The sequence below is a fragment of the Xanthomonas sp. NCPPB 3218 genome (assembly GCF_056725185.1).
This window is the reverse complement of the sequence record NZ_CM161516.1, coordinates 987,817-1,011,785: the sequence shown is the minus strand read 5'-3', so window position 1 is coordinate 1,011,785 and position 23,969 is coordinate 987,817. Positions and strand designations below refer to the sequence as shown.

16 protein-coding genes, 1 pseudogene and 1 riboswitch are annotated in these 23,969 nt (G+C 66.7%); of the genes and pseudogenes, 6 read left to right on the top strand and 11 right to left on the bottom strand.

The genetic code is table 11. The features are described 5' to 3' along the window. Positions 1-247: 247 nt before the first annotated feature. Positions 248-1,246, top strand: a complete 999-nt coding sequence (gene dusB / locus AC1PLS_RS04280; protein ID WP_016903835.1) for a tRNA dihydrouridine synthase DusB — start codon at positions 248-250, stop codon at positions 1,244-1,246. Between the two features lie 28 nt (positions 1,247-1,274). Further along, positions 1,275-2,102 carry a class I SAM-dependent methyltransferase gene (locus AC1PLS_RS04275; RefSeq protein WP_047128151.1) on the top strand — a complete coding sequence of 276 codons (828 nt, stop codon included), beginning with the start codon at positions 1,275-1,277 and terminating at the stop codon, positions 2,100-2,102. A 60-nt stretch (positions 2,103-2,162) separates the two neighbouring features. Here the strand turns inward: AC1PLS_RS04275 and AC1PLS_RS04270 are convergent, their stop codons facing one another. Next, positions 2,163-3,251 carry a metal-dependent hydrolase gene (locus AC1PLS_RS04270; protein WP_481104246.1) on the bottom strand — a complete coding sequence of 363 codons (1,089 nt, stop codon included), beginning with the start codon at positions 3,249-3,251 and terminating at the stop codon, positions 2,163-2,165. Positions 3,252-3,484: 233 nt separating this feature from the next. Continuing rightward, positions 3,485-4,292 (bottom strand): annotated as a pseudogene (locus AC1PLS_RS04265) (UDP-2,3-diacylglucosamine diphosphatase). A 448-nt stretch (positions 4,293-4,740) separates the two neighbouring features. Here AC1PLS_RS04265 and metK point away from each other — a divergent pair. Further along, entirely contained in the window at positions 4,741-5,952 is a 1,212-nt protein-coding gene (metK, locus tag AC1PLS_RS04260) for a methionine adenosyltransferase (RefSeq protein WP_184432058.1), read from the top strand. Between the two features lie 691 nt (positions 5,953-6,643). Here metK and AC1PLS_RS04255 read toward each other — a convergent pair. The 7 genes from AC1PLS_RS04255 to AC1PLS_RS04225 form a co-directional block, all read right to left on the bottom strand. Further along, positions 6,644-8,017 carry a histidine-type phosphatase gene (locus AC1PLS_RS04255; protein WP_439654998.1) on the bottom strand — a complete coding sequence of 458 codons (1,374 nt, stop codon included), beginning with the start codon at positions 8,015-8,017 and terminating at the stop codon, positions 6,644-6,646. A 533-nt stretch (positions 8,018-8,550) separates the two neighbouring features. Then, positions 8,551-9,753: an OmpA family protein gene (locus AC1PLS_RS04250; RefSeq protein ID WP_481104245.1), complete on the bottom strand. Its 1,203-nt coding sequence runs from the start codon at positions 9,751-9,753 to the stop codon at positions 8,551-8,553. A 325-nt stretch (positions 9,754-10,078) separates the two neighbouring features. Beyond that, positions 10,079-12,055, bottom strand: a complete 1,977-nt coding sequence (locus AC1PLS_RS04245; RefSeq protein WP_481104477.1) for an esterase/lipase family protein — start codon at positions 12,053-12,055, stop codon at positions 10,079-10,081. A 44-nt stretch (positions 12,056-12,099) separates the two neighbouring features. Beyond that, positions 12,100-13,137 (bottom strand): Lnb N-terminal periplasmic domain-containing protein, encoded by a 1,038-nt coding sequence (locus AC1PLS_RS04240; protein ID WP_481104244.1) that lies wholly within the window; start codon positions 13,135-13,137, stop codon positions 12,100-12,102. After that, complete coding sequence (locus tag AC1PLS_RS04235; RefSeq protein WP_016902213.1) at positions 13,134-13,706, bottom strand: TetR/AcrR family transcriptional regulator; 573 nt, start codon at positions 13,704-13,706, stop codon at positions 13,134-13,136. The genes AC1PLS_RS04240 and AC1PLS_RS04235 overlap by 4 nt, the downstream gene beginning before the upstream one ends. Before the next feature lie 123 nt (positions 13,707-13,829). Next, a complete protein-coding gene (gene ppc / locus AC1PLS_RS04230; protein ID WP_435014880.1) occupies positions 13,830-16,544 on the bottom strand; it encodes a phosphoenolpyruvate carboxylase in 2,715 nt (904 codons plus the stop codon). Positions 16,545-17,076: 532 nt separating this feature from the next. Further along, positions 17,077-19,551 (bottom strand): S9 family peptidase, encoded by a 2,475-nt coding sequence (locus tag AC1PLS_RS04225; RefSeq protein WP_481104476.1) that lies wholly within the window; start codon positions 19,549-19,551, stop codon positions 17,077-17,079. 189 nt (positions 19,552-19,740) lie between these two features. After that, positions 19,741-19,854: riboswitch (S-adenosyl-L-homocysteine riboswitch) on the top strand. Positions 19,855-19,885: 31 nt separating this feature from the next. Between AC1PLS_RS04225 and ahcY the strand changes: the two genes are divergently transcribed. The 3 genes from ahcY (at position 19,886) to AC1PLS_RS04210 (ending at position 22,226) form a co-directional block, all read left to right on the top strand. Continuing rightward, the gene (gene ahcY / locus AC1PLS_RS04220; protein ID WP_016902210.1) at positions 19,886-21,328 is read left to right on the top strand and encodes an adenosylhomocysteinase; all 1,443 of its coding nucleotides are present in this window, start codon (positions 19,886-19,888) and stop codon (positions 21,326-21,328) included. 327 nt (positions 21,329-21,655) lie between these two features. After that, complete coding sequence (locus tag AC1PLS_RS04215; protein ID WP_046345726.1) at positions 21,656-21,904, top strand: SHOCT domain-containing protein; 249 nt, start codon at positions 21,656-21,658, stop codon at positions 21,902-21,904. A gap of 16 nt (positions 21,905-21,920) precedes the next feature. Then, complete coding sequence (locus AC1PLS_RS04210; protein ID WP_481104243.1) at positions 21,921-22,226, top strand: hypothetical protein; 306 nt, start codon at positions 21,921-21,923, stop codon at positions 22,224-22,226. A 261-nt stretch (positions 22,227-22,487) separates the two neighbouring features. Here the strand turns inward: AC1PLS_RS04210 and AC1PLS_RS04205 are convergent, their stop codons facing one another. Then, positions 22,488-23,045 (bottom strand): DUF3228 family protein, encoded by a 558-nt coding sequence (locus AC1PLS_RS04205; protein ID WP_046345724.1) that lies wholly within the window; start codon positions 23,043-23,045, stop codon positions 22,488-22,490. A gap of 57 nt (positions 23,046-23,102) precedes the next feature. Further along, the gene (locus tag AC1PLS_RS04200) at positions 23,103-23,648 is read right to left on the bottom strand and encodes a DUF2058 domain-containing protein (RefSeq protein WP_046345723.1); all 546 of its coding nucleotides are present in this window, start codon (positions 23,646-23,648) and stop codon (positions 23,103-23,105) included. Positions 23,649-23,969 lie beyond the last annotated feature (321 nt).

Below are 23,969 nucleotides of genomic sequence, written 5' to 3'. Positions count from 1 at the left end.
GGCAGGACCCGGCGTGATGCCGCGTCGGGCACCCGTACGCTCATCCGGCGCTGACGCGACACCGTCTCCCGACGGGAGAGGAGTTGGGGTGAGGGTACGGTCAGCCAGCAATCTCGCCGCTGCCCTCGCTCTACTAGCCACGCGACCCGCACAGCAACCGCACAAGACCGAAGGCCGAAAAACGCTCTCCCGATTCCCGATTCCCGATTCCCGATTCCCCAATCCCCCACCCAGCTACAATGCCACCATGCAGATCGGCCCCTACTCCATCGACCCGAAAGTGATCCTGGCCCCGATGGCCGGCGTCACCGACAAGCCGTTCCGGCTGCTGTGCAAGCGGCTGGGCGCCGGGCTGGCGGTGTCGGAGATGACCATCTCTGATCCACGCTTCTGGGGCACGCGCAAATCGCTGCACCGCATGGATCATGCCGGCGAGCCGGATCCGGTCAGCGTGCAGATTGCCGGCACCGAGCCGCAGCAACTGGCCGAGGCGGCGCGCTACAACGTCGACCACGGTGCGCAGCTGATCGACATCAACATGGGCTGCCCGGCCAAGAAGGTCTGCAATGCCTGGGCCGGCTCGGCGCTGATGCGCGACGAAGACCTGGTGGCACGCATCCTCAGCGCGGTGGTGCAGGCGGTGGATGTGCCGGTGACCCTGAAGATCCGCACCGGATGGGACTGCGATCACCGCAACGGCCCGACCATCGCGCGCATCGCGCAGGATTGCGGGATCGCCGCGCTGGCCGTGCACGGGCGCACCCGCGATCAGCATTACACCGGCACGGCCGAGTACGCCACGATTGCGCAGATCAAGGCGGCGCTGCAGATTCCGGTGATCGCCAATGGCGATATCGACTCGCCGCAGAAGGCGGCGCAGGTGCTGCGCGAGACCGGCGTGGATGCGGTGATGATCGGGCGTGCCGCGCAGGGGCGCCCGTGGATCTTCGGCGAAGTGGCGCATTATCTTTCCACCGGCGAGCTGTTGCCGCCGCCGTCGTTGGCGTTCGTGCGCGACACCCTGCTCGGCCATCTGGAAGCACTGCATGCGTTCTACGGGCAGCCGCAGGGCGTGCGCATCGCGCGCAAGCATCTGGGCTGGTACGCCAAGGATCACCCGCAGAGCGCCGACTTCCGTGCGGTGGTCAATCGCGCCGAAACGCCGGAAGCGCAGCTGGAACTGACCCGCGCGTATTTCGATGCATTGATCGCCGGCGTGCCGCCAGCGCTGTCGGTTGCCGCCTGAGTTTTCCTGCGTTGTTGGAGCTGCAGCCATGACCGCACCAAGCGACACCCCGACCTATCTGCATGGGTTTTCATCCACCGAACAGGCACGCCTGCTCAAACAGGCGCGCCTGCTGGAAGCCACGCTGTTCAACCAGATCGACTACAGCGGCGCACGCCGGCTGCTGGAAGTGGGCAGCGGCGTGGGCGCGCAGACCGAAATCCTGCTGCGCCGCTTTCCCGACCTGCACGTCACCAGTGTGGATCTGAGCGAGGCGCAGTTGGGCGCGGCACGCGCCAATCTGGAACGGCTGGCATGGTGCCGCGAGCGCTACACGCTGCAGCAGGCCGATGCCAGCGATCTGCCGTTCGAGGCGCGTCAGTTCGATGCGGCGTTCCTGTGCTGGGTGCTGGAGCATGTGCCCTCGCCTGCGCGCGTGCTCAACGAGGTGCGGCGTGTGCTGCTGCCGGGCTCGCCGGTGTATGTCACCGAGGTGATGAACGCCTCGTTCCTGCTGCATCCGTATTCGCCCAATCTGTGGCGCTACTGGATGGCCTTCAACGATTTCCAGCACGACCAGGGCGGCGACCCGTTCGTCGGCGCCAAGCTGGGCAACCTGCTGCTGGCCGGCGGCTTTCGCGATGTGCACACCGAGATCAAGACGCTGCATCTGGACAACCGCGAGCCGGGCCGGCGCAAGACCATGATCGGGTTCTGGGAAGAAGTGCTGCTGTCGGCGGCCGACCAGTTGCGCGAGGCCGGTGCGGTGAACGCAGACACCGTGGATGGCATGCGCCGCGAACTGGCGCAGGTGCACAGCGACCCGAACGCGGTGTTCTTCTACTCGTTCGTGCAGGCGCGCGCGACAGTGTATTGAGCCGGCGGGCTGCTCGGGCTTACTACGTCCGCGTTGCCGAGCGCCCCCCGCCAAGCAGGCCTACCGAGCTGCCGGAGCAGGCGTGGCGGCGTGTTCCAGGTCGCCGGTCAGCACCGTGCCGGCGGGCTCGTGCCAGATACGGCGCCACATCTGCGCCAGCACCTCGCCGATCTGATCGCGCGCCACCGGCGCGCGGTAGGCGGCCTGGATCTGTCGCGGCGTAATCGGTTGCCACTGCCCGTCTTGGCGATGCGCCACCACGAAGTTGAAGTTGTAGTCCGGCTCCAGACCCATGCGCAGGTCGCTGAGCATCAGCTCGTCATCGACCAGGCGTGCGCGCATGAAGCCGCGATTGAACCAGGTCAACCGGCGCACCGCGTCGAAACCGGCCACCTCGCCCAGGGTCTGGGTGTTGCTGGAATAGCCGCGAAACTGCATCGGGCCCTTGTCGGCCACCAGCGAGCGTTCGCCGATCACATAACCGTTGGGCGTCATCGCCACCACGCGCCACAGCAAGGTGTTGAGCGGCATCGGCACCGAGAAGCGCGGCGCATCCTTCAAGCCGAGCGCGGCCAGCGCACGGTCCGCTTCCTGGTCGACCAGGTGCTTGGCCAGCAACGACCAGCCCAGGTAGGCGGAGCTGAGCGCCAGCCCGATCACCAGCGCGTGCTGCGCGAGCGGCCGCGCGCGCGCAAACCATGCCACCGCGCAGGCCAGCAACAGCCATAGCGTGTAGGCCGGATCGATGATGAAGACGCTGGACCACATTGCCGGATGCGGCTGCAGCGGCCACCACAGCTGGGTCCCGTAGACGGTGAAGGCATCCAGCAGCGGATGCGTGATCAACGCCAACTGGATCGCCCAGAACCAACGCTTGGGCGCAGTGGCCACGCGCCCGTTGCCGTAACGGCGAAACATCCACCAGATCAGCCAGCCCAACAACAGCAGCACGAACAGCGAATGGCTGGCGCTGCGATGCACCGTCATCAGCGTGACCGGATCGTCGGTCAGCGGCAGCAATACCAGCGCATCGAGATCGGGCAAGGTGCCCAGTGCGGCGCCGGCCAACAGGGCTGCACGGCGCTGTCCGGCCGGTGCGATGGCGGCAGCGACGGCGCCACCAAGAACGATCTGGGTCAATGAATCCATCGGCCGATGCTAGCAGGACGGGCATCGTCCAGTGCCATCACATGCGTTCCGGCCGGCCGGCAGTCAGCCAGCAGCCGCAGTGCTCGCATCGCGCTGCGGCTCGCGGTCGAAAACGGCGCTGCAGGCGCCGTCCGCAGTCCTTGCACCAGGACAGCGAACGCTGCACGCCGCGCACGTCCGATGGCACATACCGGCAGCTACGGTCTGCCGGCAGCTGCTGCGCCTGGTCAACCTCACGCCGCGCGCTGCTGCGCGGCATGAGGTTGCGGCGCCAGCTCGGCCAGCACGTCGCCGTGATGGTTGACCAGTTGCAGTGCGCCGGACTGTGTCTCGCGCAGCGCCGTCAGGCTCTCCACCCAGTCGCCGGTGTTGGCGTAGAGATGGCCGGCCTGCATGCGCAGTGCGGCGCGATGGATGTGCCCACAGACGATGCCATCCAGATCGCGGCGCACCACATCGGCCAGGCCGGCCGCCACGAAGCGGCCGATGTAGCGCTCGGCCGCACCGCTGCGGCGCTTGAGAAACTCGGCCAGCGACCAGTAGCGCATGCCCAGGCGCCGCCGCAGACGATTGGTCAGCTGATTGCCGGTGAGGATGCGGTAATAGAGCCAGTCGCCAAATCGTTCCTGCAAGCCGCCGAAATGGGTTTGCGCGTCGTAATCGTCGCCGTGGGTGACCAGCAGCCGGCGCCCGTCCAGCAAGGTGTGGACGCTGCGTCGGCGCACCTGCATGGCCGGCATTACCAGACCACAGAAGCGGCGGATGGCACGGTCGTGGTTGCCGGGCACGTAGATGATCTCGGTGCCGCGCCTGGCCTGCGCATGCAGGGCGGCGATCACCTGCTGATGCGCCGCATCCCAGACCGCGCGCCGCTGCGACATCCACCACAGGGTCGATGATGTCGCCGACCAGATACAGGGTCTGGCAACGCTGGCGGCCGATGAACGCGGCGATCTCGGCGGCATGGCAGTGCCGCGAGCCCAGGTGCAGGTCGGACAGGAACAGGGCGCGGACGGGAGGGTGCAATGTGGACACGTGCATGCGGACATCTCCATGGCAAAAAATGTCGGCCGCGATCGGGCGCTGCGCAGGCAGGCTGCGTGCGCAGCCCGCAGGCATCGGCAGCGCGCTGACACAGATGCGCCCCGCAGCAAGCCGCGGCGTAGCACTGCAATCGGACGCCCGCATCCCGGCGCGTGGTCGCCATGGCAGCCATGCGCCCCTCGCCCCGGCACGCTGTCCAGCGACATCGCGCATTCCCCTCCAGCGGCGTGGCTGCACGCAGCCATGCCGCCAGGCACGCGCGCATGCTGACCGGTCAGTACGACCGCTGCATGGCAAGCTGACGACACCCGGATGACCGTGCAAACCCCCGCCACGACACGGGTTTAACGCCACAGCGGGCTGTTCAGGCGCACAATGCACAGGGTTGTCGGACGGTGTATCATCCGCACCCATCTTTTCATCCGAATCAAGGGATATAAGCCTGATGTCCAGCTACCTGTTCACCTCCGAATCGGTCTCCGAAGGCCATCCGGACAAGATCGCCGACCAGATCTCCGACGCAGTGCTGGATGCCATTCTGGCCCAGGACAAGCGCGCCCGCGTGGCGTGCGAGACGATGGTCAAGACGGGCGTGGCGATCGTTGCCGGCGAAGTGACCACCAGTGCCTGGATCGACCTGGAAGCGTTGACCCGCAAGGTCATTCTGGACATCGGCTACAACAGCTCCGACGTCGGCTTCGACGGCGAGACCTGTGGCGTGCTCAACCTGATCGGCAAGCAGTCGCCGGACATCAACCAGGGCGTGGATCGCAAGAACCCGGAACAGCAGGGCGCCGGCGACCAGGGCCTGATGTTCGGCTACGCGACCAACGAGACCGACAGCCACATGCCGGCCGCGATCCATCTGGCGCACCGCCTGGTCGAGCAGCAGGCCAAGATCCGCAAGAAGAAGAACTCGGCGCTGTCGTGGCTGCGTCCGGACGCCAAGTCGCAGGTCACCCTGCGCTACGAAGACGGCGTTGCGACCGCGATCGACGCGGTGGTGCTGTCGACCCAGCACGATCCTGGCATCAAGCAGAAGGATCTGGTCGAGGCCGTGCGCGAGGAAATCCTCAAGCCGGTGCTGCCGGCCAAGTGGCTGCACAAGGGCACCAAGTTCCACATCAACCCGACCGGCAAGTTCGTGATCGGCGGGCCGGTGGGCGATTGCGGCCTGACCGGCCGCAAGATCATCGTCGACACCTACGGCGGCTGGGCGCGTCACGGTGGCGGTGCGTTCTCCGGCAAGGATCCGTCCAAGGTCGATCGCTCGGCAGCCTACGCCGCGCGCTATGTGGCCAAGAACGTGGTGGCTGCCGGCCTGGCCGACCGTTGCGAAGTGCAGGTCTCCTACGCCATCGGCGTGGCCGAGCCGACCTCGATTTCGGTCACCACCTTCGGCACCGGCAGGATCGCCGACGAGCAGATCGAAAAGCTGATCCGCAAGCACTTCGACCTGCGTCCGTTCGGCATCATCCAGATGCTCGACCTGATCCACCCGATGTATCAGCAGACTGCGTCCTACGGTCACTTCGGCCGCAAGCCGAAGGACTTCTCCTACACCGACGCAACCGGCGCGCAGCACACCGCCACCGCGTTCTCGTGGGAAAAGACCGACCGCGCCGATGCCCTGCGCGCCGACGCAAAGCTGAAGTAAGCCAGCTGCTCCTGCGGGAGCGAATATAGTGAATTGCACATGGGCCGCTGATGCGGCCCATGTGCGTTTTGGTGGAATGGATGCGTCCAACGGAGCACCACGGATAGATTCACTGCGTGTCCGGTTTTTTGATGCAGCCACCGCTTGCTGACGAATCTCCGTGTTGGACGTCTAGTGGGGTTGTGCGAATGCTCCGGTCACTGATGCTTTGTTACTGAGGGCTTCGGCCACTGAAGGCGCTTGCACGCGTAGTGTCTGCCGATCAGCAGTGGCAATACTGGGAGCGCGGGGCCGTGTGGCGGCATGGACGCTGCCACCGGGCCTCCAGGGGCGGATTTACGGCGTGTCCCGACACCGGGTGCGCCGCCGCGCTGCCGGCCGACTCCGCGCATCGATCGATCTTGCGCACGACATCTGGCGTTTTCATGCGACTGCTTCGGTCTACTGCGGGCGCTTGCGCGCGTACCGGTGTGGGACACGCCGCAAGTACGTCCATGTAGGCTCTGGCGCGGCATCCATGCCGCTCAAGGTCCCACGCCGGCACCCGCGCAAGCACCACCGATCATTGTCGGCAACTGAGAGAAAAGCGGCCTTCGGTTGACTGGTCGTGGCCTGGATCTTGTTCCATTGGTTCCATGCGGATGCTTCGATGAGCTGAAGGTGCCTGCACATCGCAGCCCCGGCATTGCGTTCAAGGCTCACGTTGCAACTGTTGCTCCAACGCCTGAGCGAACGCCTTCAACGGACACGCCATCCGTTGCTCGTCCGTGCATAGACCCAAGGCCAGTTCCTGCTGCAACGGCGGGTGCGCTAGATCCAATGGGGCCAGCGTCCGCAGTTGATCCAGCGATTGCGCAAGATACCGCGCATGCACCACCTGCTGCCCATTCGGTTCGCGCCATAGCTCCAGCAGCAACGCGCCGCCCGGCGGCGGATCGTCGGCACCGTAGCCGGGGAGATGAAAGTGCACGCCCAGCAAACCGCTCAAGGCAGCGATATGCGTATCGCTGCCAACGAAGACCGAGACCTTTGGCGCCTGCATATCGCCGAAGCGCTGCAGCACTTCGCGCGCCAGCGGTGCGCCCGAACGTGAGGCCATGTAATGCGGGCGCGCGTAGATGTCGAACAACAAGGCGTGCAGGCGCGAGACCTGCGCCAGCCGCTCGGGTGTGGCGCGGCCCCAGCCAACCTGCGACAGCGGCAGGCCTTCGGCGTATTGCAGCAGCAACACCTCGCCGGTGCCGGAGGTCAGGTCGATCGGCCCACCCAGGGCCAGGCCGCGCCCGTTGGCCGACGGTGCCAGCGTGGACGGCATCTGCGCGAAGTCGCAGGGCGTGCGCGTGCAACCCAGGATCTGCTGCATTGCCTGCAACTCGGCTGCGTGCCCTCGCAGCAATGCGGCGGGGCCACCGGTTTGCCTTTCGATCGCCGCAACCGCCGCCGTGCCATCGAACGGCACCGCGCCGGCTTCGATCGGGCGGAACAACGGATCGTTGCTGCCGGCCGGGCGATGTGCGGCGACGATCCCGCAGCCTGGTGCCAGCGCCTCGGCCAGCAAGGCGCCGCTGTCGATGGTGCGCTGATCGGTATTGGCCCAGACCGAGACGCTGCCTGCTGCCGGGCATCCGCTACGCGGCAGCACGCCCTGCTGCGCCAGCCATTGACGCAGATAGTCACCGCTCAACTGCACGCCGATGCGCCCGTGCGGCGTCAGCAGGCTGGCCGGCGTGGACCATTGCGGCCATGGCGCGTTGGCATAGTGCGCTGCGGCGGCTTCGCCCTGCAGCGGTGCGCGCACGCCGTGCCGGAAGACAGCGACCACACGTTCCAGTTGTGCAGTCTGCGCGATTGCCGGCGGCCCGGGCGGACGCGGCGTGCAGCCGATCAGCAACAGCGCGCCGAGTGCGAGTGCCGGCATCCGCCATCGCGGCCGCAGCGCTGTCGTCGGACGTTGCCTGGCACCTGCGTGCAACGGCGCATTGATCCCGCACGACGGCAACGACGCGATCCCCATCGCGTCGTTGCCGTCATCGCCTGCAGGCGTCTGTTCACCGCCCTGCCCCATTTTCTTCGCTTGCCTGGAACCCATACCTGTCAGTCATCCCGTTGTTCATCGCGGAATTTACCGGGCCAATGTGCAAGGCAGACGACACCTGGCGGAACTTATCCAACATGTCCGGGTAGCCACCACGCGGCGATGAATGCTCCGAAGCAGTCGCACGGTTGCGGTACCAGAGCGGCCAACACAAGAACGCTGACGGTCGTCAGGTAGGTGCGGACGCGCGCCCAGAATCGAAATGTACGAGTGGTCCGTGATGCTTCCGAGCACGGCCGCCCCGCATGCCGGCGGCGCAGTCGGTGTGTTGGCCGCTCGAAGTGCGGCATCAGTCTTTTCCACCTGCAACTCACCGCATGGTGCGCCGCTTTGAGCAGATCCCCCGCGCACCGACCCTCAGGACGCACTGCACGAGGCAGCGGCGCACTGACATGATGGGCCGGCATCTGCCCATCGACACAAATGCCCCAACCGCATGCGCGGCGCGCCAGCTGTCGGGGATCGTCATAGTCCTGCGACTGTATGCGTGCAGATCGGCCCACTCAGGTGCGCAGGAAGATTTCCACGCGTCGGTTGAGTTGTCGCCCGCCGGGGTTGTCCTGCCCATCCAGCGTATTGGGTGCCACCGGTTGCGATTCGCCATAGCCTTTTGCGCCGGCCGACTGCGCGGCACCGCGGGTGCGTAATGCGGCCAGCACCGCCTCGGCGCGGCGCTCGGACAGCGCCTGGTTATAGGCGTCGCTGCCCTTGGTATCGGTATGCCCGCGAACCTCCATGTCCTTGGCGCTGACCTTGCCGAGTGCGGCCGCCAGCACGTCGAGTACGCGCGCGGCGTCGGGGCGGATTTCGGCCTTGTCGAAGTCGAACAGGATGCGCTCGTTCAAGGTGATTAGATAGCCGCACGGTGCGCCGGGAAGTGCGAACTTCTGCAGCAGCGGGAAGCGCCCGGCCGGCGGCACCTTCGGCAGCGGCGGCATGCGCACTTCGCGCGGCGGGGTACCGACGGTGCCGGTGCCATTGCCGCGGTTCTGCACCAGCCCGTCCGGGCCGTTCCAGGTTCCCGAGCCGTCGGCGTTAATGGTGATCAGACCGCGCGGGCCGTTCCAGGTACCGCTGCCATCGCCGTGGTTGTCGACCAAGCCACTCTTGTCGCTGTTCCAGGTGCCTGCCCCCTTGCCATCCAGACTGATCAGGCCGGCCGGGCCGTTGTAGGTGCCGGCGCCGCTGGCCTGGACCTGGATGATCGCGTCGTCGCCCCCGGCGCCGCTGGCATTGATGGTGCCGCTGCCATCGGCATTGACGCGGATCAGGCCGCCGTCGAAGTTGGCGGTACCGCTGCCATCGGCCTTGAGGTCGAATAGCCCGCCGTCGCCGTTGCGCAGCAGATTGCCGTTGGCATCGACACTGGTGATACCGGCGTCGTTGATCAGGCTGCCGCCATCGCCGCAACGTGCCGGCGTCACGCTGACGCCTTCGATCGGGTCGAGAATGTCCTGCAGCGAGGCCTCCAGTGCGCGCTGCGCCGGGGTCACGCCAGCAATCTCCGGCACCACGATCGACGGGATGGCCGGCAACTCGGGCACCGCTTCATCGGCGACCGGTGGCGATGCAGATGGAGGCGCTGCGGTCTGCGCTGCCGGCGGCGTGGCACCCACAGGGTCGGCTGCCTCGCGTTGACCTTCGCCGCGGCCGCAACCGGCCAGCAGCAAGGGCACCCAGATCACTGCCGACAGCGTCTTGCGCATTGCGTCTTCCCTGGTTCGAGCGTGTTCGAGAACCGCCTGATAGCACGGGCCAGGTAAACAACGCGCTAAACGTGGCCAACGCAACGACTGCGCGACCGTCAGGCAGTGCGGTCGGTGCCGGGATCGGCATGCTCGTGCACTCCACCTCCTGCGCGTCGTCCGCACCCACCGGATGACCGCGTGTTGCCCAGGTTTGCCGGCCCAGGCGTGAGCGATCGCAACGCCGGGACGCGTACCGGACAATGGTGCGCATCGGCAGCGGACAAACTCCACACCCCGCGGTGCGTGACTAGTAGCCACACCTTCCAGCGAGGGTGCAGCGCACTCAGAACGTCGCAGGCGTCGCAGCCGGACGCGCGGCCTGCGCCTGGTTTGTGTCTGCCGCTTCGGCTTGCAGCTGCTCGTGCAGGATGCGGCGAATCTCCAGAATCGCCTGCGGGGTTTCCTGCACGCTATGCCAGGAGGTCACCACCAGCTCCGACTCGGCACCGTCCAGATGCGCGCTGCGATAAGGCACCAGGCCATCGTCGGAATCGGCCAGCGGCACCTGCGGTTTTTCGCGTCCGACAATGGTGTGGTAATGCACCTGCGGGGAGATCGGCAGGTCCATGCTGGCGCGCACGAATGGGTCGGTATCGCGCAGGTTGTCGATGCTGGTCGGTGGCAGCAGGCGCCGCTTGCGTCGCGGGTCGTCGCCCTGGCCGCCACGCTCGCTGCTGGCCAGGTCCTGAAACACATCGCCGAAGCGATCCAGCAAGGTGATCGGCAAACGCACCAAGCGGCCGACGAAGCGCCCGAGACCACCTTCGGCCAAGGGCGTGCCGCGATGCGGCGCGGCGATGAAGATGGCGCGGTCGACCTGCGGCATTGGCGAAAAATGCAGCAACGGCGACAACTTCGCGCGGATGCGTGCGCCGCGCTCGCCGTCCAGCCGGTAGTCTTCCAGCAGGGAATTCCACAGGCGCTCGCCCGACGAAGACACCAGCAGGCGCCCGATCACCCCGCCCATGCTGTGGCCGATCAACACCATGTCGTGCGATGCGATCGCCATACCGGACGGATCGAAGTGCTGCAGGCTGCGCTCCACCAGGGCCTGGATTTCGGCGCGGTTGACCGCCACCGGCGCATTGGTGGGGTAGTACACCTGCCAGATCTGGTAGCGCTGGCGCAGCGCTTCATCGCCCATCACTTCGTTGGCGACATTGACCCAGGCTTCCGGGCTGCTGGCAAGGCCATGCAGCATCAACAGCACGCGTCGGTCCGGGTCGTAGGGCTGCATCAGATACAGATGCGGGCGGTCGATGCCGCGCGCGCTGCCCAGCATCGAGCGCAGGGACTGCGCGGCAAACCCGGACCTGGCCAGCCACAGGCCATACGCGGCGGTGAAGTTGGCCGCCAGCGGCACGCGCTGGCCATGCAGTACCACTTCGTTCTGGCGATACGGGTCGTAAGGCACCACGGTGACGGCACGACCGCGCAGCACCGCATCCAGCGTATCGCCCTCGAAGCGCAGCAGCAGCGTTGCCGGTGCATACGGCATCTCGCTGAAGGTAGGCAGCGGACGCTCAGGTGTCGCGACAGCGGCAGCAGATGGTTGCAAGGCCAGTCCGGCAGGGTCGCCGACCACCTGCGGGTCCACCTCGGCCACCAGTTCGGCGCCGAAGCCGTCGCGTCGATACGTGCTGCGCAGCCCATCGAAGCGCAATGCCGAGGCGGCAAAGATCGCGCGCGGCGTGTTGCCGCCGCCCGGCAACCGATATGCAGACATGTCGATACCGACCTGCCAGCGGCCTATGCTGGTCGGCTCGCGCTCGCTCTGGCCGGTCTGCTGCGCGCGTGCGAACAGGCGTTCGATCACCTGCTGCACGGCGTAGTTGTAGTAGTCGCGCACCTGCGTCTGGCGATTTTCGAACGCACGCGCGCTGGGCGCCCGATCGGTGAAAAACAGATACGCGTACGCATGCCGCGCGGCCTCCAACCAGGCATCGACTGCGGCATCGCTCATGGTTGTCGGGTCGCGCCCGCCCAGCGCAATCGCATGCGCGGTCCATAGCTCGGCCTGCGTTGCCAGCCGGCGCTCATCGCCGATGCCTGCCACGGTGGCGAGTTGCTGCAGGCAGGGCATCGGGTCGCTGCGGCAGGCCTTGGGTTGCAGACCGGCCACCTGCACCGTCTCGCCGCTGGCCTGGCTCAACGCGCCAGTGCTGAGCACATCGCCACGCGTGCGCGCGATGAAGTCGCCGCTGCTGTGCGATTGCACCGTGACCATGGCGCAGCCGCTCAGCCACAGGCTCGCCAGCATGCCCGCCAGCACCGCGGCGGTACGACATCCACGCAGGCGCGGCGTCACCGGGGTGCGCTCGCGGTGGCCCCAGGCGCCGGTGCCTGCGGCATGCCGGCGCGGATGCGCTCGGAGAAGTCAGCCGCCTTGTCGGCGGCGATCGCACGTGCGGTGAAATGCCCGCGCTGCTTCAGTGTGGCGAAGTCGTAGCCGGGCATCAGCCCATCGTGATCGTAGGCGTATTCGTCGGCGTAGCCGGACAGCAACAGGCGATGATCCAGCGGCAATGTGGGCTGCAATTGCCGCGCCAACGCAAACACGATCGTGGTGCAGTTGCTGGTGAGCGTGTTGTAGAACGCCGGCGCGCGATTCAAGTCGTTGGCCAGGCCCACGTAGCCCATGAACATGCGGCGCAGCCCGGCCTTGGGAATCGCCAGCCGATACAGATACATGTCCTCGCCGCGCACATTGGTGCGCACGCGCAGGATGTCGCGCTCGTCGGCGGCTACCAGGGTCTCTTCGAAACTGCGGAAAAACCCGCCCAATGCCGAGAACGACTCGTCGCGCTCCTTGCGGATTTCCAGCGAGAACACCACGTGCGAGCCGTCGTCGAAACCGAACGACACCAGGGTGTGCGCGATCGCCGGGCCCATCCAGTACGACAGCGCCAGATCGGCGCTGACCAGACGGTCCAGATCGTACTGGCGGGTTTCCCAGCGCGGCTGGTAGTCGGTTTCGCTATGCCAGTCGAAATTGCGCACGTTGTGCAGCGTGACGATGTTGCCGTGCACCTCGGGCTGCAGGCGCTGGGCGACATCGTCGGCCCAGTCGCGGTCCTGGCTGGGCTGCATCATCCACCACGACACCGCCAGCACCGCAAATGCCGCACTGAAGATGCCCACCAAGGCCCAGTTCTCGCGGCCACGGCGCAGGCCCCACAACGCCGCGATTGCCATCGCGCACCACGAACCCACCCACGCCGCGCGCACGAACGCGTTGCCGGTCAGTGCGAAATAGATCGCCAGCCCGCCCCAGAGCGCGGCCAGCACCAGCGCCCCCCGCAACGTCCAGCGCCCGATGCGCGAACGCGTGGCCGATTTCATCGGGTGCCGCCTTCCGGCACCTGCATGCCCAATGCGTGCATCAACAGATCGGCCGAACGATGGGCGAGGCGTTTGCGTTCGGACTCGTCATTGCCGCGCAGGCAGCTGCCCAGCATGTCGATCACCAGCAGCAGCTGTTCGTCGTCGACATCGGCACGGCACAGGCCGGCGTCGCGGGCGCGATGCACGAATGGCAGGAAGATGCTCACCACGCGCCGGTCGGCGGTTTCCACCGCCGGGTGCGCGCGTTCGATGGACCGCCAGAAATCCACCAGCGGCGCGGACTGGGCGATGTGCTCGGCCACGTCGTGCAGCAGCACGGCCAGTCCGTCCGGGCGCTCGGCCAGATCGGCGGCCAGCCGCTCCAGGCCATCCAGGCCGCGGGTCATCAGCGCGGTCATCAGCGCGAGCCGGTCGGGGAAATTGCGGTACAACGTGGCGCGGCCAAGGCCGGCACGCTCGACCACCAGTTCCAGCGGGGCATTGACGCCGTGTTCGCTGAACACTTCGTCGGCGGCATCGAGTATCTGCCGGCGGCGCAGCGCGGCATCAGGGCGGGAAGTCGTCATCGCGGCATTATCGGACAGATTTGTCCGGTTACGCCAGAGTCCGCTTGTCGATTCGCGCCCTCTCCGACCAACGGTCGGATCGGATTGGACCATCGAATCCGACGGTCCAATCAGCGAACCGGATCAGCCGGTGTTCTGCACGCCTTGCGAGACGCCGTTGACGCAGGCGACCAGCGCGCGCAGCAGTTCGTCGTCCTCGCCATCGGTGGCACGCCAGCGTTGCAGCAGGTCCACCTGCAGCACGCTGATCGGGTCGATGTAGGGGTTGCGCAGACGGATCGACAAGGCCAGCCGCGGGTCGTGCTGCAGCAGCGACTGCTGGCCGGTCAATGCCTTCACCCAGCCCTTGGTCAGCGCCAGCTCGGCGCCGATGCCCGGGAAGAACCGCTGGTGCAGGTCGCCCGACAGCCGCGAGAACAGCTCGGCGATAGTGAGATCGCCCTTGGACAGCACCATCGCCACGTCGTCGAGAAAGGTGCGGAAGAACGGCCAGTCCTGCGCCATCTCGCGCAAGGTGTCTTCGTGCCCGGCATCCACCGCCGCCTGCAGGCCGCTGCCCACGCCGTACCAGCCCGGGATCACCGCACGCGCCTGGCTCCAGGCAAACACCCACGGAATCGCGCGCAGGTTGGACAACGCCGCGTCCTGGCCGAGCCGGCGCGACGGGCGCGAGCCCAGCGTCATGCGTTCGATCACATCGATCGGCGTGGCGCGGCGGAAGTACTGCATGAAATCCGGCGCACCGACGAAGGCGCGATACGCCACGGTGCTGCGTTCGGCGACCAGGTCCATCACCGGCCGCCAACGATCCTCGCGTGGCTCGGGCGCACGCGGGCGCAGGCTGGACAGCAGCACCGCGCCGGTCATCTGTTCCAGCGAGCGCAGCGCCAGGGCACGGATGCCGTACTTGCGATGGATCACCTCGCCCTGCTCGGTCACGCGCAGCCGGCCATCGACACTGCCGCGCGGTGCGGCATCCAGCGCGCGGCTGGTCTTGCCGCCGCCACGTGCGATCGAGCCGCCGCGGCCGTGGAAGAAGGTCAACCGCACGCCCAGCTCGGCGGCGGCTTCGAGCAGTTCCACCTGTGCGCGCTGCAGCCCCCAGCGCGAGGCAGTGATGCCGCCGTCCTTGCCGCTGTCCGAATACCCGAGCATCACCATCTGCGTATCGCCGCGCGCGGCCAGATGCTGGCGGTAGACCGGGTCGGCCAGCAGATCCTGCACGGTGCCGGTGCCGCCGCGTAGATCGTCCACGGTTTCGAACAGCGGCACGATATCCAGCGGCACTGCGCCGGTGTCGTCGACCAGGCCGCCACGGCGCGCCAGCGCCAGCACGGTGAGCACGTCGGCGCGGTTGTGCGCCATCGAGATGATGTAGCTGCCCAGCGCATCGGCGCCGTGGCGGCTGCGCGCATCGGCAAGCGCGGCGAACACCGCATCCAGCCGCGCGTTGCCTTCGTCATCCACGTGCGGCAATGCCTGCTCGCCGGCTGCATACGGACCGAGCAATGCAGCGCGCTGCCTGGCTTCCTGTTCGTCCCAATCTGCCTGGCCGAGTGCGTCGGCCACTGCACGTGCATGCACGCTCGATTCCTGGCGCACATCCAGCCGCGCCAGATGGAAACCGAAGGTGCGCACACGCCACAACAGGCGGCGCACCGCGAACCAACCGGCGTGCAGGCCCTTGTTGGCCTGCAGGCTGTCCAGGATCAATTGCAGGTCGTGTTCCAGCTCGGACGGGCTGGCGTAGGCACCCTCGGCATCGTCCAGCGTGGCCTGCAGGCGCGCGCGCATCAGATCGTTGAGCAGCCGGTACGGCATGTCGCCGTGGCGCGGACGCGAGCGTGCGGCGTCCTCCGGCAACAACGCGCGGTAGCGCTGCAGTTGCTCGCTCAATGCCGGGCTCACCGCCACCAGCGTGGTCGACTGGCTGAGCAGGCTGGCCAGTTGCCAGAGTTCCTTCTGATAACGGTCCAGCACCGCACGCCGTTGCGCATCCAGCGTGCCGGCGATGGTGACGGCATCCACGTTGGGGTTGCCGTCCATGTCGCCGCCGACCCAGGTGCCAAAGCGCAGCAGCCGCGGCAGGGTCGGCACACTGCCGTAGGTTTCTTCGATGGCGTGTTCGAGGGTTTCGTACATCACCGGGACCACGCGATACAGCACCTGGGTGAGATAGAAGCCCACATGCTCGCGCTCGTCCTCCACGGTGGGGCGCACCGGCGAGGAGTCGGCGGTCTGCCAGGACGCGGTCAAGGCCATTCGGAAGCGCGCCGCGTCGGTGGCGCGCTCGTTGGGCGTGCGCATGCCGTCCAGGTTGTCGACCAGGCTGGCGACCATCAGCTGCTCTTTTTCCAGCAGCGCGCGGCGCACCGCTTCGGTGGGATGCGCGGTGAACACCGGCTCCACGTCGATCCGCGGCAACCACTCGCTGAGTTCGTCCAGCGTCACGCCCTGCGCCTTGAGCCGGCGCAAGGCATCGTGCAACCCGTCCGGCTGCGGCGTGTCGGTGCCGCTGCGCTGGTATTCGCGGCGGCGGCGGATGCGGTGCACGCGCTCGGCGATGTTGACCACCTGGAAATAGGTGCTGAAGGCGCGCACCAGCGATTCGGCCTCGCGCGGCTCGCGCCCGGCCAGCTGCTCGCTCAGCGTCGACGGCGGGGCATCGCTCTCGCGGCGCGCAATCGCCGTGGTGCGGACGCGTTCGATCTCATCGAGGAATTCCGCAGAGACCTGCTCGGCGAGCAGGTCACCGACCAGTGCACCGAGCCGACGCACATCGTCGCGCAAGGCAAGATCGGGGGTAGCGAACACAAGACTGCTGCGGTACTCGTTCATCGGAAACGCACACCCTCTCAAGCGCAAAGTCGTCGAAGACTAACCCAAAAGGATTAGATGATCGCGACCGGCCCGACGGTTTCAACACCAACCATCGTGTGCGGGCGCTCCCTGCCCATGACCCCGTAGGAGCGCGCTGGCGCGCGATGGGGCTTTCCCAGTCATGTCCCATCGCGGACAGGTCCGCTGCTACGCGAGGTGGCTGTTCTGGTCATGCTGCGTCGCGCCCGGGTGCGCTCCTACCGGTGATCGCAGCAATCGCGTGGACGGCGCAGCGAATCTACCCGGGACGCGAGGCGGACGCATTCACCGTAGGAGCGCACCCGGGCGCGACTTCCCTGGTAAGGCCCTCGCGGGCAAGCCCGCTCCTACGGGTGATCGCGCAACCATCCACGCGGCTCGGCAGACGTTGCCGGCAGCGCATCAGCCACATCCTCATCTGCTGTAGGAGCGCACCCGGGCGCGACGAGGCGTTATCGATAAAGCCGCATCGCGCGCAAGCGCGCTCCTACCGGTGCCAACGCACCACCGATCAGCGCGTGCGCGTCGCGCCGGTCTCCTTCATCGGCTCGCCGAGATTGGTCTTCAACCACTGCTCGCTCTCGGCCAGCATCTGCAGGATCGACTGCCGCGCGCGATACGCATGCGATTCGTTGGGCAGCAGCACCAGCCGCGCGTTACCGCCCAGGCCCTTGATCGCGGCGAACATGCGCTCGCTCTGGATCGGGAAGGTGCCGGTGTTGTTGTCGTCCTGGCCGTGGATCAACAGCAGCGGATCCTTGATCTTGTCGGCGTAGTTGAACGGCGACATCGCCTGATACACCGATTGCGCCTGCCAGTAGTTGCGCTCCTCGGCCTGGAACCCGAACGGGGTGAGCGTGCGGTTGTAGGCCCCGCTGCGTGCGATGCCGGCCTTGAACAGCCGCGTGTGCGCGAGCAGGTTGGCGGTCATGAAGGCGCCGTAGGAGTGCCCGCCGATGGCGATGTGCTCGCGGTCGGTGACCCCGCGCCGCACCACTTCGTCCACCGCGGCCTGCGCATCGGCGACCAGCTGCGGCACGTAGGTGTCGTTGGGTTCGGCATCGCCTTCGCCGACGATCGGCATGGTCGGGTTGTTGAGCACCACATAGCCGATCGCCAGAAACGCCTGCGGCCCCCAGTAGCTGATCGCGTTGAAGCGATAGGGCGAGTCCGTGACCTGGCTGGCGGTGTCGGCACTCTTGAACTCGCCCGGATAGGCCCACATCAGCAGCGGCCGCGGGCCGTCGCGCTTGGGGTCGTAACCGGGCGGCAGCAGCAGCGTGGCGGTGAGGTCCACGCCATCGGCGCGCTTGTAGCGGATCTGCTCCTTCTGCACGCCACGTAACTGCGGCAGCGGATGGGCGAAATGCGTCAACGCCCGCGGCGCAGGCGCTGAATCGCCCAATGCCTGCACCACATAGTTGGCCGGCTCCTCGGGCGACTCGCGGCTGAGCAGCAACTGCGTGCCTTGCGCATCCAGCAATGCCAGCGGTGCGGAATAGCTCGGCGCCTGCGAATGGAACAGGCGCGTGGCGCGCCTGCTCTGCAGATCGAAGCGATCCACGAACGGGCGGTCGCCTTCCGGCGAGGCGCCCTTGCCGAGCAGGAACAGGCTGTTGCCATCGGCGCCGGTCTGCAACAGCGTGCGGCCCTTGCCGTCGGCCACGGTCGCCGGCGTGCCGGGATCGTTGTAGCGGTCCTGCGAGGAGCGATCCCAGAGCAGTTCGGGCGCGCGCTGCAGCTGGTCCGGTGCAATGCGCCACTGCTTGGTGCGGCGGGTCTTCCACCAGCTCTCGCTGAGGATGGCCAGATCGCCGCGGCCCCACTGGATACCTTCGAAGCGGCTACCCAGTTGCGCCAGCGTGACCGGCGCGCGCGTAAATGGCGCAGCCTGCATCAGCACCGCATCACGGATCTTGCTCTCGCGTGCCGGGTCGCCGCCGTCCTGCGCCTCGGCCCAGACCAGCGTGGCCGGCGCATCGACGCGCCAAGCGATGTCGCGCACGCCGGTGGGCACGGCGTCGTTGCCGGTCGGCAGGCCTTCCACCAATGGCAGCCGGGCGATCTGGCGCACCAGCTTGCCCTGCAGGTCCAGCACCTCGATACGGCGTGCGAAGTTGTCCACCGGCACCAGATACGAGAACGGCCGTTCGCTGCGTTCGCTCAGGATGTAACGGCCATCCGGCGACACCGACAGATTGAGATAGATGCCGGGCGTGGCGATCGGGCGCACCTGCCCGCTCACGCTGACGATGATGGGCTGGCCGATGGCGTAATACTCGAACATGCGCGCATCGGCCTCGTTGCGCAGCAGGTCCTGATAGGTCGGCAGCGAGCGCACGCCGGCAGCGGCGCTGGTCTGCTGGATCGCCGGGCCGTCCGGCACCGCATCGCGGGTGGGCGGCGCGCCCTGCCCGGCCACTTGCTGCTGCAGCAGCAGGCCGCTGCCATCGGGCAACCAGCGCAGATCGTCGTTGACGCTGGTGTTCAAACCGGCCACCAGACGCCGCGCCTGCCCGGCCGCCACGTCCACCAGCCACAGCTCGTTGGCGCCGCTGGCCGCGTCCTCGCGGCGGAACGCCAGGTAGCGCTGATCCGGCGACCAGCTCAACGTGGCCAGCGACAACGGTGACGGCAGCCCGGCGATCTGCCGCTCGCTGCCGTCGGCCACCGACAGCAGCCACAGCTTGTCGGCAAAGGAGAACCGGCTGCTGGCAAAGGTTTTGGGATGGATGCGCAGGCCGGCCAGCTTGAGTTCGGGCTGGGCCACCTCGGCGATGTCAGGCAACGCCGGCAACTGCACCATCGCGCCCAGGTCGCGTTTGGGCGACAGGTGCAGCAGCGGCGCGCGCGGGGCATCCACCACTGCCTGCAGCGCCTTGGAGGGCAGTTGGTAGCCAGTGCTTGCCGCAGCGGCAGGCGGGCCAGCCGGCGCGACGGCTGCGGCCGCAGCCAGTGGTGCGCTAAGCGCCAGTACGCCTGCCAGGGCCCATCGCTGCTGCCGCCTGCCGTGCCGTGCATCGGGTGTCGCCTGCATTGTCCATCCCCAGTGTCGATCGACTCCGGACCATAGCAGCCACGCGCTCCCCCGCTCCCCTGCCGTTGGTTGGGGCGCGTGCCACTTCAAGCCGGCCAATTCATGCCGGAGGGGGGGGCTGCCGATATAATCAACGCTCTCGTCGAGGGGCGCTGCGACCGGTATGGCGGACTGATCCGCCAACTGCACGAAAAGTGCAGGAAATACGGCCAGGCTCGACAAGCATTCATCGTTCAACGGCGCCCCGCATTGCAGATATTGGTCTGCTTACCGGAGCTATTGCATGAACGCTGTCACGAAAATCGCCCCACATACCGATTACAAGATCGCCGACCTCTCCCTGGCCGATTGGGGCCGCAAGGAGCTGGACATCGCCGAGCACGAGATGCCGGGCCTGATGTCGATCCGCCGCAAGCATGCGCAGACCAAGCCGCTCAAGGATGTACGCATCACCGGCTCGCTGCACATGACCATCCAGACCGCGGTGCTGATCGAAACGCTCAAGGACATCGGCGCCAACGTGCGCTGGGCCTCGTGCAACATCTTCTCCACCCAGGACCACGCGGCCGCCGCGATCGCCGCCTCCGGCACGCCGGTGTTCGCCTGGAAGGGCGAGACGCTGGAAGAGTATTGGGATTGCACCCTGGACGCGCTGACCTTCACCCTGCCCGACGGCACCCAGACCGGCCCGGAGCTGGTGGTGGACGACGGCGGCGACGTCACCCTGCTGATCCACAAGGGCTATGAGCTCGAAAACGGCTCCACCTGGGTCGACGAGCCGGCCTCCTCGCACGAGGAAGGCGTGATCAAGGCGCTGCTCAAGCGCGTGGCCGTCGAGCGTCCGGGTTACTGGACCCGCGTGGTCAAGGACTGGAAGGGCGTCTCCGAAGAGACCACCACCGGCGTGCACCGCCTGTACCAGATCGCCGAAGCCGGCAAGCTGCTGATCCCGGCCATCAACGTCAACGACTCGGTCACCAAGAGCAAGTTCGACAACCTGTACGGCTGCCGCGAGTCGCTGGCCGATGGCCTCAAGCGCGCGATGGACGTGATGCTGGCCGGCAAGGTCGCGGTGGTCTGCGGCTATGGCGACGTCGGCAAGGGCAGTGCCGCCTCGCTGCGTGCCTACGGTGCCCGCGTGATCGTCACCGAGATCGACCCGATTTGCGCCCTGCAGGCGTCGATGGAAGGCTTCGAGGTCAACACCATCGAATCCACGCTGGGCCGCGGCGACATCTACGTCACCACCACCGGCAACAAGGACATCATCACCGTCGAGCACCTGCAGGCGATGAAGGACCAGGCCATCGTCTGCAACATCGGCCACTTCGACAACGAGATCCAGGTCGATGCGCTGAACGCACTCAAGGGCGTGGAGAAGATCAACATCAAGCCGCAGGTCGACAAGTACGTGTTCGGCAACGGCAATGCGATCTTCCTGCTGGCCGACGGCCGGCTGGTCAATCTGGGCTGTGCCACCGGCCACCCGAGCTTCGTGATGTCCAACTCGTTCGCCAACCAGACCCTGGCGCAGATCGACCTGTGGGAAAAGCGCGACAGCTACGAGAAGAAGGTCTACATCCTGCCCAAGCACCTGGACGAAGAAGTGGCACGCCTGCACCTGGAAAAGATCGGCGTCAAGCTGACCACCCTGACCAAGGACCAGGCCGACTACCTCGGCGTGGACGTGGCCGGCCCGTACAAGCCGGATCATTACCGCTACTGATCAGCCGGGCGGTTGATTGCCCGGATGTCACCGCTTGAACAGAACGGGCGCCGCAAGGCGCCCGTTTTCTTTGCAGGATGCTGGATGGCCCTGCGTGCAAGCGGCCCCACATGGCGACCAATCTGCGTTCGTGCCTGCGGCATCGACATGCATCGCATGGATGCAACGCCTCAAGCAAGGCACCATGGAATCCAGCACGCCGGGTAGCCTTGCCGTCGGCATGGCAGCTGTTGCCGTGTGCGATACTCGCGCAAGGCTTGCGACTTACCTGCGTGGCAGCAAGACCGGTCAACCACTACGTAACACCCATCGTCAAAAGGAACCAACATGGGCGGCTTCAGCATCTGGCACTGGATCATTGTTCTTTTCTTCTTCTGCAGCATTGCTGCCGTGATCAGCCTGATCGTCTGGGTCGCAAAGCGCGCGTCGCGCAAATCGACTGTGGCAACGACGGGGTCAGCAGTGCCGAAGAGCGCTCAAGCCAGACTGCTGGAGCTGGACACGCTGAGGTCGCAGCAGTTGATCACCGATGCGGAGTACCAACAGCGCCGCAGCCATATCCTCAGCGAGATCTGAGCAGCGGCTGCAACGCATGAACCATGTTTCCGCTGTCCTGGATCAACATGTCCATGTGATCTGCGACAGTGCCCTGCGCCAGCGATTGCTGACGCGCAGCAGTTCGATGCAAGACCGCATCAGTCTGAGCTTCAAGGGCTCTGAGGAACTTGCCGAAATCCTCAGCCTGCTGCAATCACTGCAGGTTCCCTTTGCCGACGCACCTGCGGGCTGGCCCCCTGCGGCCGTCTTCGCGCAGCTCAGGGATCAGGGACTGGTGCAAGGCGCGATTACTACCGTCGTATGGGTCGCCCCGGACATGCCCGCGCTCGGCGTCGGCTAGCACGCATCTGCGCCAGGGGTGCCGGCAGCTGATCCGGTGCGATCCACGCAATGCCGCGCCTGAGACTGTCGCGCTGCGGCAAGGCCGAAAACTGCAGACGCAGCTCGGCTCAGCAGTCGCACCTGCAGCTACGTTTGTGCTCGACGAAAGCAAGCGCTCGCGGTGGCGAGCGGCACCGCACCGCCACGCCAGAGTTCAAGAGCAGCGCTGCGTTCCCTGCCTCGCGGAAGAATTGCACGACACGCCGTGGCTATCCGCCCGCTACGGCCGCCAGTTCGCATTGTGTTCCCAGAACGCAACGCTGCGCCGGTACGCATCGCGATCCAGTGCCACACCCGAGCCGCCCTCGTCCACGCCCAGTGCATTGCGCAGCATGGTGATGGGCGCCATTGGAATTTCTTCCGGCTCGGTGGTGTAGAGGCAACCGACCACGCCCCAGTCGGCGTCGATCGGCGCGCCCTCCTTGGCCAGCTGATCGCGGCTATAGAGGATCGGCAGCAGATACGTCGCCACCGGTGGCTCCACACCTTCGAACCAGCGCACCAGCACCGGCAACTCCTGCGTGCTGCGTGCCTCGTAGCCGGAGCGCAGCTGGTGGCGGTTGTCGTCGGTGATCGGTGCAGTGAGGCAGCGCGTCGAGGTCCAATTGCGGTGCACATGCAGCTGGCAGAACGGCGCATAGCCTTCGATCACGCGCACCGGCGCCTCTTCATTGAGACGCTGGATGAACTGCTCGGGCGTGCAGTCCTGGATGGCGTTGCGACGACCATCGCGGGGAAACAGACGGGTGCGGGCAAACGGTGTGAGAACGATGGACATGACGGTGGTGGGTGGCAAAGAACGCCAGGGTAGCCTGCAGCCCTGCCATGCGACCACTTACCAGATCAGATCGTCCGGCACCTTGAACTGGCTGTAATAGTCGTCGTCGCTGTCCGGCGCCGAAGGCGTGCTGCTACGGCCATGATCCAGCACCACAGTGTCCGCATCGCGGCTGTAGACCTTGTCGGCGGCCGCGCGCGGAATCAGCTCGAAGCCATCGCCATGCCGCACGATCACCAGCGCCCCGCTGGCCAGCTGGCTGCGCAGCGTGGGATTGACCAGCACGCTGCGGATGACGCGGCCGTCGTTGAAGCGGTAGTCGATCTCGCCATCGCGCTTGACCTTATTGGTCTCCACGATCTGCCGGACCTGGGCCAGCACTTCCTGCCGCCGCAGCTGCAGCTTGCGTTCTTCGGCCAGCGCGCGATCGCGCTCGGCGCGCTCGGCCTGTAGCCGCGCCGCGTCCACCTTGTCGACCTCGGCCGGTGCCACGGCCGCGCCCTTGGCATGACGCTGCTTGTTCTGCTCGCGCGCGACCTTGTCCACCTGGGCCTTCTTGACCAGGCCGGCCTTGAGCAGTTGTTCTTGCAGCGGATTGCGCATGGGAGGGGAACCGGTGAATGTGCGCCCAGTTTACTGCGCCCCGCGCCACCCAGCCTGACTGCCCAAGCCCGCCCCGGCTGCAGCACCGCGCCGTACCGCGGTACCGCGATCCACCGGCACCGCGCAAAGCGCGACCTGCATCGGGGTTTTTGCAGGTACCCGCATTGAATACGTATGCACAACAGCGATGTTGCGCCGCGATGCACGCTTAGCATCACCGCGCGCTGCACGCCGTGCGCGCGCTTTCCGGAACAGGGGCCGGAGGCCTTGATGCGGGCATCGCACAGCATGCGTGTGCTCGCGCTTACCGACTGGAGATCC

Bases quoted from the DNA above. Each gene is read 5' to 3' on its own strand.
- dusB (WP_016903835.1), top strand. From the start codon at position 248: ATGCAGATCGGCCCCTACTCCATCGACCCGAAAGTGATCCTGGCCCCG.
- AC1PLS_RS04275 (WP_047128151.1), top strand. From the start codon at position 1,275: ATGACCGCACCAAGCGACACCCCGACCTATCTGCATGGGTTTTCATCC.
- AC1PLS_RS04270 (WP_481104246.1), bottom strand. From the start codon at position 3,251: ATGGATTCATTGACCCAGATCGTTCTTGGTGGCGCCGTCGCTGCCGCC.
- metK (WP_184432058.1), top strand. From the start codon at position 4,741: ATGTCCAGCTACCTGTTCACCTCCGAATCGGTCTCCGAAGGCCATCCG.
- AC1PLS_RS04255 (WP_439654998.1), bottom strand. From the start codon at position 8,017: ATGGGGCAGGGCGGTGAACAGACGCCTGCAGGCGATGACGGCAACGAC.
- AC1PLS_RS04250 (WP_481104245.1), bottom strand. From the start codon at position 9,753: ATGCGCAAGACGCTGTCGGCAGTGATCTGGGTGCCCTTGCTGCTGGCC.
- AC1PLS_RS04245 (WP_481104477.1), bottom strand. From the start codon at position 12,055: ATGCTGGCGAGCCTGTGGCTGAGCGGCTGCGCCATGGTCACGGTGCAA.
- AC1PLS_RS04240 (WP_481104244.1), bottom strand. From the start codon at position 13,137: ATGAAATCGGCCACGCGTTCGCGCATCGGGCGCTGGACGTTGCGGGGG.
- AC1PLS_RS04235 (WP_016902213.1), bottom strand. From the start codon at position 13,706: ATGACGACTTCCCGCCCTGATGCCGCGCTGCGCCGCCGGCAGATACTC.
- ppc (WP_435014880.1), bottom strand. From the start codon at position 16,544: ATGAACGAGTACCGCAGCAGTCTTGTGTTCGCTACCCCCGATCTTGCC.
- ahcY (WP_016902210.1), top strand. From the start codon at position 19,886: ATGAACGCTGTCACGAAAATCGCCCCACATACCGATTACAAGATCGCC.
- AC1PLS_RS04215 (WP_046345726.1), top strand. From the start codon at position 21,656: ATGGGCGGCTTCAGCATCTGGCACTGGATCATTGTTCTTTTCTTCTTC.
- AC1PLS_RS04210 (WP_481104243.1), top strand. From the start codon at position 21,921: ATGAACCATGTTTCCGCTGTCCTGGATCAACATGTCCATGTGATCTGC.
- AC1PLS_RS04205 (WP_046345724.1), bottom strand. From the start codon at position 23,045: ATGTCCATCGTTCTCACACCGTTTGCCCGCACCCGTCTGTTTCCCCGC.
- AC1PLS_RS04200 (WP_046345723.1), bottom strand. From the start codon at position 23,648: ATGCGCAATCCGCTGCAAGAACAACTGCTCAAGGCCGGCCTGGTCAAG.